The organism is Paenibacillus sp. FSL R5-0923 (assembly GCF_038009145.1).
GTDB lineage: Bacteria > Bacillota > Bacilli > Paenibacillales > Paenibacillaceae > Paenibacillus_AQ.
This window is the reverse complement of the sequence record NZ_JBBPAT010000001.1, coordinates 283,824-298,931: the sequence shown is the minus strand read 5'-3', so window position 1 is coordinate 298,931 and position 15,108 is coordinate 283,824. Positions and strand designations below refer to the sequence as shown.

At 45.2% G+C, this 15,108-nt stretch carries 16 protein-coding genes and 1 riboswitch; of the genes, 8 read left to right on the top strand and 8 right to left on the bottom strand.

Annotation, left to right across the window (positions count from 1 at the left end; translation table 11 throughout):
* Position 1: 1 nt before the first annotated feature.
* From MKX35_RS01340 to MKX35_RS01315, 6 genes are all read right to left on the bottom strand, one after another.
* Complete coding sequence (locus tag MKX35_RS01340) at positions 2–844, bottom strand: ABC transporter ATP-binding protein (RefSeq protein WP_081382967.1); 843 nt, start codon at positions 842–844, stop codon at positions 2–4.
* Positions 845–860: 16 nt separating this feature from the next.
* Positions 861–1,622 carry an ABC transporter permease gene (locus MKX35_RS01335; RefSeq protein ID WP_076300092.1) on the bottom strand — a complete coding sequence of 254 codons (762 nt, stop codon included), beginning with the start codon at positions 1,620–1,622 and terminating at the stop codon, positions 861–863.
* On the bottom strand, positions 1,619–1,912 hold the full coding sequence (locus MKX35_RS01330) for a thiamine-binding protein (protein ID WP_036682688.1): 294 nt from the start codon (positions 1,910–1,912) through the stop codon (positions 1,619–1,621). Before MKX35_RS01330 ends, MKX35_RS01335 begins: the two co-directional genes overlap by 4 nt.
* Before the next feature lie 296 nt (positions 1,913–2,208).
* Complete coding sequence (locus tag MKX35_RS01325) at positions 2,209–3,258, bottom strand: ABC transporter substrate-binding protein (protein WP_076300093.1); 1,050 nt, start codon at positions 3,256–3,258, stop codon at positions 2,209–2,211.
* A gap of 160 nt (positions 3,259–3,418) precedes the next feature.
* Positions 3,419–3,529: riboswitch (TPP riboswitch) on the bottom strand.
* A 149-nt stretch (positions 3,530–3,678) separates the two neighbouring features.
* Entirely contained in the window at positions 3,679–5,130 is a 1,452-nt protein-coding gene (locus MKX35_RS01320; protein ID WP_076300094.1) for a hypothetical protein, read from the bottom strand.
* Positions 5,131–5,210: 80 nt separating this feature from the next.
* Positions 5,211–6,425: an MFS transporter gene (locus MKX35_RS01315; RefSeq protein ID WP_076300095.1), complete on the bottom strand. Its 1,215-nt coding sequence runs from the start codon at positions 6,423–6,425 to the stop codon at positions 5,211–5,213.
* Between the two features lie 161 nt (positions 6,426–6,586).
* Between MKX35_RS01315 and MKX35_RS01310 the strand changes: the two genes are divergently transcribed.
* The 5 genes from MKX35_RS01310 (at position 6,587) to MKX35_RS01285 (ending at position 11,663) form a co-directional block, all read left to right on the top strand.
* The gene (locus MKX35_RS01310; RefSeq protein ID WP_076300096.1) at positions 6,587–7,006 is read left to right on the top strand and encodes a pyridoxamine 5'-phosphate oxidase family protein; all 420 of its coding nucleotides are present in this window, start codon (positions 6,587–6,589) and stop codon (positions 7,004–7,006) included.
* 148 nt (positions 7,007–7,154) lie between these two features.
* The gene (locus tag MKX35_RS01305; RefSeq protein ID WP_076285173.1) at positions 7,155–7,829 is read left to right on the top strand and encodes a response regulator transcription factor; all 675 of its coding nucleotides are present in this window, start codon (positions 7,155–7,157) and stop codon (positions 7,827–7,829) included.
* Entirely contained in the window at positions 7,826–9,241 is a 1,416-nt protein-coding gene (locus tag MKX35_RS01300; RefSeq protein WP_076300097.1) for a HAMP domain-containing sensor histidine kinase, read from the top strand. Before MKX35_RS01305 ends, MKX35_RS01300 begins: the two co-directional genes overlap by 4 nt.
* Before the next feature lie 801 nt (positions 9,242–10,042).
* The gene (locus tag MKX35_RS01290; RefSeq protein ID WP_076300098.1) at positions 10,043–10,618 is read left to right on the top strand and encodes a sigma-70 family RNA polymerase sigma factor; all 576 of its coding nucleotides are present in this window, start codon (positions 10,043–10,045) and stop codon (positions 10,616–10,618) included.
* On the top strand, positions 10,608–11,663 hold the full coding sequence (locus tag MKX35_RS01285) for a hypothetical protein (protein WP_179086719.1): 1,056 nt from the start codon (positions 10,608–10,610) through the stop codon (positions 11,661–11,663). The genes MKX35_RS01290 and MKX35_RS01285 overlap by 11 nt, the downstream gene beginning before the upstream one ends.
* Before the next feature lie 393 nt (positions 11,664–12,056).
* Here MKX35_RS01285 and MKX35_RS31810 read toward each other — a convergent pair whose 3' ends face one another.
* Both MKX35_RS31810 and MKX35_RS31805 read right to left on the bottom strand, forming a co-directional pair.
* A complete protein-coding gene (locus MKX35_RS31810) occupies positions 12,057–12,332 on the bottom strand; it encodes a hypothetical protein (RefSeq protein WP_076300099.1) in 276 nt (91 codons plus the stop codon).
* A 24-nt stretch (positions 12,333–12,356) separates the two neighbouring features.
* Positions 12,357–12,497 carry a hypothetical protein gene (locus tag MKX35_RS31805; RefSeq protein ID WP_256716357.1) on the bottom strand — a complete coding sequence of 47 codons (141 nt, stop codon included), beginning with the start codon at positions 12,495–12,497 and terminating at the stop codon, positions 12,357–12,359.
* A gap of 167 nt (positions 12,498–12,664) precedes the next feature.
* On the opposite strand from MKX35_RS31805, the gene MKX35_RS01275 reads away from it, so the two are divergent.
* Genes MKX35_RS01275 through MKX35_RS01265 form a run of 3 tightly spaced genes read left to right on the top strand, consistent with a single transcriptional unit; the run spans position 12,665 to position 15,026 of the window.
* Complete coding sequence (locus tag MKX35_RS01275; RefSeq protein ID WP_076300100.1) at positions 12,665–13,576, top strand: ABC transporter ATP-binding protein; 912 nt, start codon at positions 12,665–12,667, stop codon at positions 13,574–13,576.
* On the top strand, positions 13,573–14,289 hold the full coding sequence (locus MKX35_RS01270) for an ABC transporter permease (RefSeq protein WP_076300101.1): 717 nt from the start codon (positions 13,573–13,575) through the stop codon (positions 14,287–14,289). Before MKX35_RS01275 ends, MKX35_RS01270 begins: the two co-directional genes overlap by 4 nt.
* Positions 14,290–14,291: 2 nt before the next feature.
* Positions 14,292–15,026 (top strand): ABC transporter permease, encoded by a 735-nt coding sequence (locus MKX35_RS01265; protein WP_076285177.1) that lies wholly within the window; start codon positions 14,292–14,294, stop codon positions 15,024–15,026.
* Positions 15,027–15,108 lie beyond the last annotated feature (82 nt).

The window sequence follows — 15,108 nt, the reverse complement described above, 5'->3', positions numbered from 1 at the left end:
GCTACTTCTCGCTTTTAGCTTGTTCTTCTCGCATCCACTGTGACAGCTGGCGTTTGAGTTTAAGGAATTCCGGGGAATCCGTAATCTCATCGCGGCGTGGCCGTGGAAATGGCACATCAACAGTATGTAGGATGGAGCCGGGGCGACCCGAGAATACATAAATACGATTCGAGAGCAGCAACGCTTCTTCGATGTTATGGGTAATGAATAGCACGGAGCGGCGATTCTCCTCCCACAGCTCCAGCAGCCAGCGCTGCATTTCACTGCGAGTTAGTGCATCCAATGCGCTGAAAGGTTCATCGAGCAGCATCAACTCTTGCGGAGCCAGCAATGCTCTGAGAAAAGCAGCACGCTGCTGCATCCCACCAGACAGCATATGCGGATAAGCCTGTTCGAATCCATTCAAGCCAACCTTGGCGAGCCACTGGCGCGCTTCTTCACGAGCTCCATCCTGCAGAGCGCCTTTAATTTCCCCGGCTAGAAGTACATTATCTTCAATCGTTCGCCAAGGAAAAAGCGCAGGCTGCTGCGGCATATAACTGATTTCACCACGTTGACCCGTAACGGCTCTGCCGTTCATGCGGATCGTTCCTGCATCGGGCTTCACTAGTCCGCCGATCATATGGAATAAGGTGCTTTTTCCGCAGCCGGAAGGACCGACGATCGAAACGAACTCTTGCTGCTCTACCTTAAGAGAGACGTTGTTAAGCACGTTCGTCTCGCGGCGACGATGGGTGAAGGACTTGGAGATGCCGCTTACTTCAAGAGCAGGTGGTGCAGTATGAGCTTCAGGAGAGCTTATGTTTTCAGTTGTTCTTTGCTCTATTTGCGTCGCTTGAGACATACAGGCATCTTCCTTTCTATGAGTTACGGCGCGGTTTCCAGCGAACTAACCATTTTTCGAGCAAGGCGATAATCGCAAAAAGCACAAGACTAAGGAGCACAATAATAACAATAGCGACAAACATCCGATCCGTACGGTAAGCCGATTTTTGCAGCAGCATATAATAGCCAATCCCTTTATCCGCGCCAATCCACTCAGCGACCACGGCTCCCATAACCGCATAAGTAGCAGATATTTTCACACCGGAAAATAGTGCCGGGATAGAAGACGGAAGCTCCAGCTTGGTGAAGATTTGCCACTTGCTTGCGCCAGCCATTTTCATATAATTCATCATGACCTGATCACTTTGAGACAAGCCGCCCATTGCAGCGACAGCTACCGGGAAGAAGCATACCAGTGTAATCAGCACGATTTTGGGCAAAAGACCGAAGCCAAACCAGATGATAAGCAGTGGTCCGAGTGCGATAGAGGGAACATTTTGACTCAGAATAATGAGTGGATAAAAAGCCCGTCTAGCCCAAGGTAAAAGATGCAAAAGTAGAGCGACGATCAAGCCTACACCTGTACCAATAGGAAAACCGATTAATGTGAGTCGGAGCGTAGCCATCGTATGAGCCCAGAGACCTGAGGCATTACTGGTGGATTCGCGAGCAATATCAGCAGGACTCGGCAGAATCCAGGATTCGATATGGAATAGAGAAACAGATAACTGCCATACGGTTAAAAAGAAGACGACCGCCACAAGGGGCGGCCATATTAGCTTCCAGGTCGATCTCACGGCCGATATTTCTCCGTCAATTTATCCATGCTGATTCCGTTAGGATTATGAGCGATTTTGATTTGGGAGATCACGCTTGGACTACCTGCTTCGATCAGCGCCTCCTGCATTTGACGTACAACCTCCAGGAGCTCGCTCAGTTCACCTTCCATAGTAGTTTCCAGTGGATTCACCTGATGTTTAACGCCGGATTTTTGAATAACTTCAATCGCTTTATCTACGTATGGGATGGAGTCCTCATTGTTTGGAGTCTTAGGAATTACTTGAATGCTTAATAATGTATTAGCCACAATAATCAATCCTCTCATTTTATAATGTAAGTTAAAAAGTCAACTTTGATAACGAAGTGTTTTCAGGAAGTAGATTCGGCGTCGAATCTTGAACGAACTTGGGAAGTCCGGTACTCACGTAGCAAATCACTACGCTCCGTTCCTCCTTCCTCAAGTAACGTTCAACCTTCTTGGTTCTGAAAGCTGACTTTTTGAACTCTCATTGAAATAGGTAAGTTAAAAAGTCAACTTTGATAACGAAGTAATTCAGGAAGCAGATTCGGCGTCGAATCTTGAACGAACTTGGGAAGTCCGGTTTACTCCGCCGGTAAAAAATCATTCGTGAATGCACTAGCTGCATCCAGCGGTTTGTCCAGCAGCTTCAAATCATACATCCAGTCGCCGTAATTCTGCCAGACCTCGGTTTTTTGCTCTCCCCAGCGTGGGGCGTCGTCCTTATATTTCGGGCTAAGCCATTTTTGGCTAGCTAGGACAAGCTCGGCATCAAGGTCAGGCACAGCCTTGGATAATGTAGCGGCAGCCTCTTCTGGATGATCAATCGCATATTGATAACCCTTCGATGTGGCTTTCAGGAAAGCCTTCACCAAATCTGGATTCTCAGAAATCTGCTTCTCACTCGTGGTCAGCACAGGGGTGTAATAATCGAGCTGAGGCGCATAATCCTTCAAGTAGAGCATATCCAGAGGCTCACCACGCAGTTCGGCTTCAATACCGGTCCAAGCGTAGAAGATCCAAGCGAAATCAATGTCACGTTTGACTGCAGTAAAATAGTCAGCTTCACCAATACTGATTAGCTTCACCTTTTTCACATCGCCACCAACAGGGTCCATGATCGCCTTCATGGCTGCTTCCTCAGCGGGAGAGCCCCAACCTCCGTAAGTTTTACCCTCAAAATCTTTTGGTGATTTAATCTTGCGATCCACTGGAGCGGCGAATCCCGAAGTATTATGCTGAATAATGGCTGCAATCGAGACAAGGGGAACGCCTTGTAGACGAGCTAGAGTCAATCCTTCCTGAGCGCTGATTCCAAAAGCAGCTTCGCCAGAGGTAACCATAGTATCAGAACCCGCTGCGCCAGGTTGAACGATTTCTACATCCAGACCTTCTTCCGCGTAATAACCAAGATCCTTGGCTACGTATAGACCGGTGTGGTTCGTATTCGGTGTCCAATCCAGTGCAACCTTAACTTTGGTAAGCTCTTTTGGAGCATTTGATCCGGTCGCTGCATTCGATTCCGCAGCATTTCCTTTGTTTCCGGCTGTATTCCCATTGTTGCTGCCGCATCCGGCAATCGCAAGAATGAGCATACAGGTGAGGCCAAGCATAAGTACTTTTTTGACTTGCATGTCTTCTTCTCTCCTTTAAGGTTGCCAGATCCCGTCATCCAACATGAACCATAAAGTGTAGTATGTACATTTCTTCTACATCTTTTGTGATCTACACAAAAAAAGCGCCCCGAGTGATCGGGACGCTGGCTTGGCGCAAGGTTAGTAAAGGTCACAGGGACCAAAACCAATTGGCGATTCCTACGCTGGCATTATCCAGATCAGGTATAAGGGTCAGTATCTTGTGGGATACAATCTCAGCCGGCCAATTCCAGCACCCCTGGTTCTATGAAGTTAACGGGTATTTCTCGCTTAAACGCTAATCGTCTTTATAAGGACGCTGAAGGCGTTTATGCTTGCATACGGTGTATTATAGACGGCTGTTCTCGGAATGTCTAGTAGCACGCTTCTAAATTTTTCAAATCTCTCCGTCCGTTTTCATTAATCCAGATCTTTATGTTTCTTGCGATGACGCCGCTTAAGCTCAGTAACCAGAGCACCTAGCGTAAGGACAACACTGATCATTATCCCGCTCATAATCACGAAAAGAGCAAGAAACTCAAAGGGGGAATAGCTAACCATCTTACTCCATTGAATCTTTCCATCCAGATCGTCAATGACTTGATTCATGCCATAAATCCCACTTACCACCGTAAATACAGTGAGGATCATCAGCAGATTATCCCGGCGCTTCGACTGGAACTTATCTTGATACTGAAAAAGGTCAGTCAAGGTTTCTTTTACTTCCTCGAACAGAGCGTCGTTCCCGTATACTTTACGCAACTGAAGAAAAATCTCCCGTCCTTGCGACTGTGAAATCAGCTCCAAGAAATAGAACTTTGCCGAGAATTTATTAATCGAGTAGATTAAATTATCGATCTCATCATAATCGTGGTTTATGCGTAGTCGGGAATGCATATTTGCCAGCTTTAGCAGAACGATTTTGTGGAAAATATTGAGTAGAAATCCGTAATAATATTGCCCGTACATCTGGTTGGCGAGGCTAACGGCGATCTTTGGTTCAGCTCGGGTTAGACAGCAAAAGGTCTGCTCATTCATCATATAATACGAGTCTGGGCCCCATCGATTATAGGAATGCTCATGACAGTAGTTCGCAATATACGCTGGATCGCTGGCACTGGCATAGGGCTTCCCGTTCAGATCAATTCCATCAAGCTGAGAGGCGCGATAGCGCATATTTATACTAATCTCATCAGAATCTCCTTCACTTTGAAAGCCATAAAAGGCTTGCACCTGCATTCTTTCATCTACGAAAAAGGGAAGGGTCTCGAAATAAGCCCCATTGATATCCGAGTGATCCAGAAAAGGCTCCAGTCCATCCACCAGATTTCGGAAGACAAAATCCTCTACCATCTCATAGGTCTGTTCCCCGCAATGGATATAGGTGTAGTCATCCTGTACGAAGGTATTCTCAAGCGTCCGGAAGCGGTCCGCGAATTCCAGTGCAATACTAAAGGGAATCGAATCCCCCTCAAGCTGGACACGTATCGTCACAAATCCAAGCTGAAAAGGACATATGAATATATCCGTCGAAAGAATTTTAAAAAATATAGACTGCTGAGGAATCTCTAGAATACAGTCCAGATTATTGACTCTGGAAAAGCGGCGGAAAGAGTCTACATCCTTCTTGTGTGGAAAAAGAATATGTGCAGAAAACGGTAAATAGGTGCGCTCCATCCGTTCATGGGAAACACAGTGACCTTCTCCGTAATAGGCATTTTCTAACTCTTTATTATCCAGAAAAAAACGTGTGAAGCCATCATCCTGCAATTGTTGGATAAGCTTCTTAGAATCGCCCTTTTTTATTGAAAAGGGAAAAATAAACTGCATAAGCGCAGTATGTAATAAAGGCTCAGTTGAAAGCTTATCCATTCATCGTCCATCCTTGTGCTCAGAATATGCTTATAGATGACATTACCCTAAAAGGATTAGGTTGATACCATATTAACATTCTAAATACTGGAACTCTTTCTTTGCACTGCTTGCCTGGATTGGAACCTCCATGCGGCAATGCTCAGCAAGAACAAGAAGGCGGCAAAACCGGCAAGTAACCCAGCAGTTTGTGCCACTTTTAGATGGTCCATAGACCAGCCCATAAATAGGGGCAGCAGAGCTCCGCCGACACCTCCAGCAGCGATCATTATGCTGGGTGTTGATTCTTCGGCTCCTGGCAGCATCTTGCTGGAGAAGACTAGAGCTATGGAGAAAATACCGGACATAAATAGCCCAAGTAGCATAATTACGATGAATGCAGCTAATAGATTATCTGTGAACGGAAAAAGAGCCAGCAGTAACAAGGTCAGTAAACAGCTACTTAAAATATATACACGGTAAGAAATTTTCTCTGCAATCACTCCAGCAAACAATCTTCCCGTAGACATAGCTAGCCAAAAGAAAGTGACTGTCAGCGCCGCCGCAGATTCTGTCATCCCTAGCTTGGCGATAAAGATGGCGGGCATAAAGTTGACCAGACTCATCTCCGTACCTACATAAAGAAAGAAGAAAAGGATGAAGATGCCCAGCAGAATCCATTGTTTCCCTTTATACGGAAGCTGTGTGCTGGACTGCGAGGAATGTGCGGATGCTGAGACTTTGCGAGGTGCTCGCTCGTCCAGTATGCGCTGCAGATTCCCAAAATGGCCTCTTCCCCAGAGAATGAGGGAAAGTAATGAGAAGCCAGCGACAATTAGGAATGCCAATCTCCATGCTCCGTTAGCAATGAGCGGACTGGCGATAAGAGGCATTACAAGTGCTCCTATCCCAAATAGGACTTCAAGTCGGCTCATCGCAATCGCGGTTCCTTCTGTCACAGCTCCGATAATGATGGTGCCGATGACGGCTTCGATCATACCGAAACCAAAGCCAGCCGCAACAGCAATGACATACATCCACTCCCAAGGGGGTAGAAAAGCATACGCAATCTCAGCAGTCAGGAGAAGAGCGGTGGCGATAATGATGCCTCCTCGTTTCCCAAAACGGCGATTGAGTAGGGGAGAGACAAGCACACCAGCCAGAAAACCAGCAAATTGACTAAAGATTAATTGCCCGCCGGCACTATAATTTTGGTCATAATGCTGTAGCAGAACGGGAAGAATAGATCCCAGCACTACATGAGCAAGGCCAATGACAAAGTAGGAAAGACAGCCGATCCAGATCAGTTTTTTCACGAAGTAAGCCCCTTATATTGAAAGTAGTTTATGGAGTAAGGTCGGATTCAATGTGAACCTGAAGGGTACATTATAATAAGCACCATTGTTATGATAAATCCAAACGGTGAGCTTGGATATATAAACTTTTGTTTACATGCTTGAAGGGAGAGATTTACGTAATGGATAACAAACAACTGGAGCAACTCATTATTAGAGCATTGGATGACAACAAGTTTGGTTCCTTTGGTACGATCGAAGAAGGAAATAAGCCGAAAGTACGTTACATGGCCATTTTCCATGAGGATTTGAAGATTTATTTAGCTACGAATCGCAAAACTCATAAGGTGGAGGAATTATCGAATAATCCGAATGCTTTTTTACTGCTTGGATATGAGTCAGGCGGAAGCAAAGACGTGCTGGAGATTGAAGCCACCGCTACCGTTTCTAAGGATGAAGGGCTGCGCACAAAGGTGTGGAACAAAGAGCTGGAGCCATGGTTTACAGGGCCTGATGACCCTAATTATGTGATTCTTGAACTTACTCCAACGCGTATTGAGTATGTTGGCAGTGATAAAGAGCACGGCGTGTGGACTCCCTAAACCAATTTAAAATCGATTCCGAAAGCCTTCCTATCCCCCACGGGTTTAGGAGGGCTTTTTTAAAAGATAAGTCCCTGAGTGACCTGTTAAAACATGTTATAATGACTTCAACTTTTTACGTAATTTCTCAGGGGAGGACTTAAAATACATGACCGTTACTCTGTTATATATTGAAGATGATCATGAAATCGGCAGCGTCGTGTCTGCGGATTTAAGTGAGCGTGGTTATAGTGTGCGTTGGCTGCGGAGCGGGGAGGGAGCGACGGAGGAAGCGGCGCCTTGTCAATTGGCCATTCTGGATGTAATGCTTCCGGGCCTGGATGGCTTTACTGTCGGACAACGATTGAAGCGGGCGTACCCTAAGCTTCCGATCTTGATGCTCTCTGCGCGAACCTCTATTGATGATAAACTGCAGGGGCTTGAATTCGCCGATGATTATTTGACGAAGCCTTTTCATCCGGATGAATTGGCTGCCAGAATTGAAGTGCTGCTCAGGCGGAATGGGGCATCTGTTCAGGATTCGCTCACGCTTAAACACCTAGTCGTATATGAAGGGGATAACCGAGTAATAAATGCTCAGACACAGGAAGAAGTCATGCTTACGGGTAAGCAATTTCAGATTTTTTCTTATTTGCTGCGTCATCTCGGCCAGATTATGACGAAGGAGCAGATTTATGAAGCCGTCTGGGGAGAAGCCTATCTCGAAGGGGATAAAACTTTAATGGTACATATACGATATTTGCGCGAAAAGTTAGAACTTGATCCGGGCAATCCCGAAATTATAGAAACTGTCCGGGGGATCGGATATCGGGTAAGAGCATGAGGGGGTTAGGGCGCATTCGCAAGCAGCGTAACTCCTCTTTGCTATCGGGATATTTGCTTATTATTGTTTCTGCACTGCTTTTTATCCCTGTGGTCCTGCCGTTATCTTTTGTTCTCTACAATATGGTTAATGAAGTGACTAAAGGGGCTCCAACTGTAGACACCTCTCTGTATTCGAGTGTTGCAGCGCTGGAGACCATGTGGCATAAAGAGGCGCTTCAATTGGAAGATGCTTCTTCAGAAGGCATAAATGAGCGGCTACATGAAATGAGCCGGAAATACACTGAGGCTACTATGTTTTGGGTAGATGGGCAGGGAATGACCCAGTTGATTCTCACACCTGATGAAGGCAATCCGGATCATGGCAGCGGAGTTCCGGAGCAGTGGACGGCGGCTGAGGCTATTTTTTTTATGAAAGAAAGTACAAAACGTGATCCTTTAGCCATCGTCGCCTTCATGGGAGACCGAGTGGATGCGGGTAAAGGGTTTATGGTAATGCAAATTCCAAACAAGCTGCTCAACAAAGGGGCTTATGGGGGAGTCGGGGCTTGGGCTTTGTATTACTTTGTGCTCTTTGTACTTTTTGGAGGGTTCGCACTGGTTTCTTTGCTGTTCTTTAGAAAAATACGCAAACGGCTACTACAGCTGCAAACCGCGATGACGATTACGGGACCGGATAGAATGCCTAAGTCTATTATGACGGGCAAGCTGGATGAGATTGGCAGACTGGAGGAAGCTTTTAACACGATGGTGGCGAAGCTTGACGAAAGTCGAAAGAGGGAAATCGAAGAGGAAGAGCTGCGTAAACGTCTAGTATCTAACCTATCTCATGATTTGCGTACACCACTAACGGTTATTCGCAGCCACATCCATGTAATGACTAAAGAGAGCTTAACCCCGCAAGGACAACAGTCCTTAGAGCTAATGGATAAGCGTATAGCGGATCTTAGCGTCTTGATCGAGAATCTTTTATCCTACAATCTCCTCAACAGCGGACGGATCACTTTGAAGAAGGAGCGTAAAGATGTCTTGCGCTTGTTGCGGGAAAGTGCTGCTGCTTGGTACCCCGTATGGGAAAAAGAGAACTTCGAGATCGATATTGACCTGGAGGCTGATCCGCTGTTCTGGATGGTGGATGAGGTCTGGTTCCGCCGTATTCTTGATAATCTGTTTCAGAATATTGTACGTCATGCCAGCAGTGGTCTTTATGTAGGGATTTCTACGGAGTCCCGTAATGGGCAACGTGTTATTTTGATTACGGATCACGGCAGAGGTATCCAGAGTCCATCCGATTACAAAGGGGCAGGATTAGGGCTGTCCATCGTGGATCTGTTAATGAAGCATATGGAGTTAGAGTGGGATATGGAGAGTACAGGAGATGGAACTTCCGTAGTAATCTTTAATCCGCTGTAGAAAGAAAATAAAATCTTAGACTTACCATCGTCATTAAGCTCTCACAGGAAAAAATAGTCAATAAAAACGAGCTTAACGGCATCTGTTTTAACAACTAACGAGCAGAATAGCGTAATATATTTGGTTGTAGTTATAATGTTTAATAGGGCTATTTAATGGTTCCAATTCTCAGGAGTTACCAGTGACCTGTGTTGAAATATTTCGAAAAGGGGCAAGTTGTGTGAAAAAGACTGAAAAAATATACAATACTGCAGTAGAGGCAACTTTAGAGGTGATGGTGGGAAATGGAAACCTGTTATTCTCTTTCATCTGACATTCGGTAAGAAACGTAATAATGAATTTAAGAGCTGGAGTCTAAAGGAACTCCTACATCTGATGTGCCGTTGGGGGGATTCGCATATAGAGAGAAAGTACGAGGGAAAGGCTACCGTTCTGGCTAATTCAATGCTTACAGGGGGCCCGCCAACATTTTAACGAAAATATACACTAAGGACTATTCAATAGTTTAAAGGCCGGGTTTTCCTACTCTAAGGAATCCGGCTTTTGTTTTATTCTCGTAGTGGACGTAATGTTTAATACTTGATAACCCTTTACGACAGCCAGTGATCAGTGTGATTAGACTGGAAAATAAAGCACTAGACAGGCCACGGCTGCCATATGGGGCGTTGCACTTCTGGTAGTCTTCCTGATCGATGGCCGCCGACAATCAGCCTTTTGCAAAAAAAAACAAAGGAAACCGAACTTTTTTTTGATAGAGAGACAATATAGTGTGTAAGCAGCTTACTTAGGAGGGCCCTCTGAATGCAAAGTGAATACATGTACCAGTTACTCATAAAAATGAAAGACGGTGATCAACAGGCGTTTCATACGATGTATGATGCCACCTATCAGGACGTCTACCGGACAGTCTCCTTTCTGGTGGATCATCAGCAGGATCGGGAAGATGTCATGAATGAGATCTATATGCAAATGTGGACATCACTTGCTAACTACGATACGAACCGACCTTTCCACTTCTGGCTACACGGCTTGGTAATCCGTCAAGTGCAGAGATTTCGGGTCAAGAGCTGGCGGAGATTCCGAATTTTTGAACGCATTCGTGCCTTCTCTCGGGAAGAGTCTCATTGGGATCAACCTGCTGTGTTGATGGATGGGACGAACCAAATGATATCGAAGGCAATCCAAAAACTGACCGACAAACAACGAATGGTGATCATCCTCCGCTTTTTTCACGACTATACTCTTGAGGAAATCGGGACATTGCTCGATATTCCGCTGGGTACAGTCAAGTCCAGGTATCATGCTGGCCTTCAGGCGCTTCGAAAAAACTTATGGAATCTCCCCCCAGAAAGGATGGAAAAGATCAATGCTAACTGAACGCAAAATCCGTGAACATCTGCACAAAGAGGCAGAAACTATGGAGTGCCCCCCGGTTATTTCCAAACGTATAGAACAGTCTTATTTTCAATATTTACAACCAAAAAGGAGCGGAATAACCATGAAAAAACGATTGATTGGTGGAATAGTTGCTGCTGCGATTTTAATTCCAACCGCAGCATATGCGGCCCCTACCCTGATTGAAATGTTTACTAGAACACCAATGACTGCTGAACAAGTCAAGGTGGATGAGGTTGGCAAAGCAACACTTGAGAAGCTGTATAGCACATTTCCCGAAACAAAATCTTTTGAGATAATCGATGCAAGCAGCGTTCAAGGTGTCCAAACAAGCATCATACTGCAGGAAAAAGAAGGAACCGGTAAAAAGATTACCCTTCATACAAACAGTATTACGGGTGCGATTGAACACGTGATTCAAGAGAACTGGGAGCCTAAAGAGAAGTCACTCACTACTTTATCCGATCAGGAAATCAAGTCGAAGGTAGATTATCTAATTGATAAAATGTATGGCAACATCGAAGAGTACGAATTTGCTATGGAGAAAATGGAGAACCCGGATCAAAAAACGTTTATGTTGAATTACACCAAAAAGGGATCAAAAACACCGTTCTATCAGGTATTTGTTCAGAGCAATACAATCAGTGTTTCTCTGATCGGAGGTGAGACTACACCTTCAAACATTAAAGTAGAAGGTTTTTTCTCTAGAAATGGTAAGCCTGATTATTCTGCTGATGCCTATCTAAATGATGCAAAACTGTTTTCTTTACTAAAAATTAGCCCAGAAGAATTAAAACAAGAATTAGCAAAAGGTAAATCTGTTGTGGAGATTGCAGCATCTAAAAATGTCTCTAAACAACAAGTGATTGATGTCATTGCAAAAACACAGGTTGATGGACAAATTCAAGGTGAAATTAATGGTGAAGTTACTAAAAGTAATCGTTCAAATGAACAACAGTTAAAAGCTATTGAACCAAAAGTATTACAAATTATTGAACACAAAAATGAAACACCATCGAAGAAATAACAAGTCAAGGCGCATGAGGTATAGAACCCAATGGATAATCCAGAGCCAAAAACGATCATGTTGAATTACACTAAAAAGGACAAGGACTGAACTAAACTGTTCTTCCAGGTATTTGTTCAAGGCAATACAATCAGTGTTGGGTTGGTCGGAGAATAGGAGTACAAAAACCTCAACTCTGAAACGGTGACCCGTAAGATGGAACACTTTTTAAAAGTGTCCCTTCCTGCGGGTCATTTGTGTTTTAATCAAAAGTAGAATGGACAGAACGGAGATTTTTATGCGTAAAATTAGAAACGCTGCAAAGCGTTTTTAACGAACATTAGATAAAACCACATAAAACAAAACCAAATGTTGAGCACGTATAAGGTAGGCATTCTTAATTTATACGGTAATTTACGGGATGACTTTACGCTTGCGGAAGTCGTCAAAGATGTTCATAAACATTTCTTCGGTATCGACGAATTCGTGAAAGCCTAAACGTCGAGCCGTAGTTCCGTCGGCAAAAAAATCGTAGTCCCATGCAAACACGAAATCGCCGAATAGCCAAGAGGATACGTCTTTATAGGAATGCCGAGCAAGCCCATGCTTCTCTATCATTTTTTTCCAAAGCTGCTCCTTGTCCGCCATGACAACGTCTAGAGACTTCTGCAACGGAGGCGCTGTTTCCATGCCAAAGTATTGAGCGATTTTCGGCTATAACTCATTCCAACGAAACAGGTCGCCGTTCGTAATGTTGAATGCCTGATTCGCACAGCGCTCGTCGATCGCCGCCCATACTGTTGCCTTTGCGAGAAGCCGCAGACTACAGAAGGACGGAGTGGCTACCAAGTCCAAGCCTTACCCTTATGCCGTTGTTCTAAGAAATCTTGCTGATTAAACAGCGGCGGTCTAGGACTTTATTTTCATTGGACATCCATATCGTCAAATTTAAACAAAACTTAAACTTCGTGCCGCCTTGTTCTTAACCTTGGGACGTTATGCTAATTACCGAGGTGAGGAACATGAAAGAAACAGTGATTGAAACGAAGGATTTATTAAAAAAATACCGTGGCCGGGCTGCGGTGGAAAATTTAAATTTGAACATCCGCAAGGGAGAGATCTATGGCTTTCTTGGCCCGAACGGGGCAGGGAAAACAACAACAATTCGTATGCTGCTTGGACTGATCACTCCAACATCAGGAAGGATTGAAGTCTTCGGCCAGGATCTTCGCAAGCATAAACTGCAAATTTTGCGGAAAGTAGGGTCGCTTGTCGAGTCTCCATCCTATTACGGGCACTTAAGCGCTGTGGATAATCTTGAAGCCATCCGGCGTATCCTTGGTGCTCCGAAGTCACGGATTGCTGAGGTGCTAGATATTGTTTCCTTAACAGGGGAAGAGAAACGTCCAGTTAAAGGGTTCTCCCTTGGGATGAAGCAGAGACTAGGTATTGCTGCTGCCTTGCTCGGGGAACCGGAGCTGCTTATTCTGGATGAGCCGACGAACGGACTTGACCCGTCAGGGATTCAGGAAATTCGCGGACTGATTAAACGATTGCCGCAGGAGCAAGGGATTACCGTCGTAGTATCCAGTCACTTGCTTAGTGAAATTGAGCAAATGGCGGATACCGTAGGGATCATTCGTCAAGGGCAAATGGTGTACCAAGATAGTATAACGAATCTGCAGCGGCAAGCCGGGGGAGAAATGCGGTTAGCAGTCTCGGACCCGGAGGCCGCGCTGCGTCTTGCTGAAGAACGGGGGTACACAGGGATACTTCAAGAACAAAAGCTAGTCTTCTCCCGGATGATCGATGCAAGAGTTGCCTTGCTTGTCAAAGCGTTGGTAGAGAATGGGCATGCTATTTATCGTGTAGAGGAGCGGAGACAATCACTTGAGGACTTCTTCCTGCAGGTTGTAGGAGGAGAGGAATCATGATGTGGCGGGCACTGTCGGCGGATTGGCTCAAAATCCGTGGCAAGGGACTCTGGTTTCTAGTGTTTCTTGGACCGCTTGGACTTTTAGCCATGCAAGGCTTGAACTTCGGCCTTCGTTATGATTATCTTCGCGAGCAGTATAGTGCAGATTTATGGGGTGGGCTTCTGAACAATGTGGCTGCATTTGTGCCCATTGCTCTCTTTCTTGGAGGGACCTTAGTATGCTCGTTGATTGCAAATGTAGAACATCAGATGAGCTCGTGGAAGCAGCTCTTGGCACTACCTATCTCACGTACTTCAGTATTTATGGCTAAGCTGGTGTTATGTTTGGTGCTAGTGGCGGTTTCTTGTTTGTTGCTCTCGGTGGGTACAGTTGGTTTAGGGCTTGTTTTGGGCTTCAAGGTCGAACTGATTCCGTATTTGGATGTGTTACGAATTGGCTTTATGTCCTATATTGCAGCATTGCCGGTTATCGCTTTGCAGCTGTGGCTTTCTCTGGCTAACCGTAATCAGACATTGCCAGTTGCTCTTGGAATAACCTTATCTCTGGTGTCTATCTTCTCCATGTTACTTTCGGAGTGGGTTCCTTTAACATGGCCATATATGGCTTGGGAATCTTCGCATCGTCTCTTATTTAGCGGTGCAGGGTTGCTGCTGGGGCTGCTGATTCTTTTGCCGGGTGCACTGCACTTCGCACGAAAGGATGTGGATTAACGATGAATTCATTTTGGAGAGTGTTGTCGGCAGAACGATTAAAAATGTCTAAATCATATGTCTGGCTTTTAGTTATAGGCAGTCCGATTTTAGCATTACTTCCCGGGGCATTGGCGGATAATCAAGGGGAGAAGATGAGTTGGGAACTGTTGTTAAATGTGATGTCCATGATGCATGCCTTGCTGTTTCTACCTGTGCTTTCGGGTATTTTCGCAGCGCTGATCTGTCGTTATGAGCATCATGACGGAGGCTGGAAGATGTTGCTGTCTCTGCCTGTGACTCGGTTATCAGTGTACCTCTCAAAATATGTGATGATTATCGGATTGCTGGCTGCGGTTCAACTAACGTTCCTGGTGATGGTGCTGGGAATGGGTTTTTTCCGAAATATTCCGGATTCGATCCCTTGGTCGCTGCTGCTTAGCTCGGTATTTGGCGGCTTTATTGCCTGTCTGCCACTCGCTGCACTGCAACTGGCTATCTCTCAAGGCTGGAGCAGTTTTGGCGCACCGCTGGCGCTGAATGTGAGTCTGACCATTCCTAATATGCTGATCGCCAATTCTTCAACCTATGGCCCCTATTATCCTTGGGTACAACCGATGTTGGCTATGATGCCGTATGGTGATGACACGTTTGGGGCTTTTAATTTACCGTTCGAAACGCTGATGATGGTAGTGGGCGGTAGTTTTATTGTGTTTTTTGCGGCAGGACTATTCTCCTTTTATCGTAAAGCGGTCTGATTTACAGCGATTCTTATAAAAGCCTTCTCCATGGACATCCAGAGCTGGTTTTCATATAATTGAGGAAAACAATCAGCAAAGC

Bases quoted from the DNA above. Each gene is read 5' to 3' on its own strand.
- MKX35_RS01290 (WP_076300098.1), top strand. From the start codon at position 10,043: ATGCAAAGTGAATACATGTACCAGTTACTCATAAAAATGAAAGACGGT.
- MKX35_RS01285 (WP_179086719.1), top strand. From the start codon at position 10,608: ATGCTAACTGAACGCAAAATCCGTGAACATCTGCACAAAGAGGCAGAA.
- MKX35_RS01300 (WP_076300097.1), top strand. From the start codon at position 7,826: ATGAGGGGGTTAGGGCGCATTCGCAAGCAGCGTAACTCCTCTTTGCTA.
- MKX35_RS01340 (WP_081382967.1), bottom strand. From the start codon at position 844: ATGTCTCAAGCGACGCAAATAGAGCAAAGAACAACTGAAAACATAAGC.
- MKX35_RS01325 (WP_076300093.1), bottom strand. From the start codon at position 3,258: ATGCAAGTCAAAAAAGTACTTATGCTTGGCCTCACCTGTATGCTCATT.
- MKX35_RS01305 (WP_076285173.1), top strand. From the start codon at position 7,155: ATGACCGTTACTCTGTTATATATTGAAGATGATCATGAAATCGGCAGC.
- MKX35_RS01275 (WP_076300100.1), top strand. From the start codon at position 12,665: ATGAAAGAAACAGTGATTGAAACGAAGGATTTATTAAAAAAATACCGT.
- MKX35_RS01270 (WP_076300101.1), top strand. From the start codon at position 13,573: ATGATGTGGCGGGCACTGTCGGCGGATTGGCTCAAAATCCGTGGCAAG.
- MKX35_RS01310 (WP_076300096.1), top strand. From the start codon at position 6,587: ATGGATAACAAACAACTGGAGCAACTCATTATTAGAGCATTGGATGAC.
- MKX35_RS31810 (WP_076300099.1), bottom strand. From the start codon at position 12,332: ATGGAAACAGCGCCTCCGTTGCAGAAGTCTCTAGACGTTGTCATGGCG.
- MKX35_RS01320 (WP_076300094.1), bottom strand. From the start codon at position 5,130: ATGGATAAGCTTTCAACTGAGCCTTTATTACATACTGCGCTTATGCAG.
- MKX35_RS01265 (WP_076285177.1), top strand. From the start codon at position 14,292: ATGAATTCATTTTGGAGAGTGTTGTCGGCAGAACGATTAAAAATGTCT.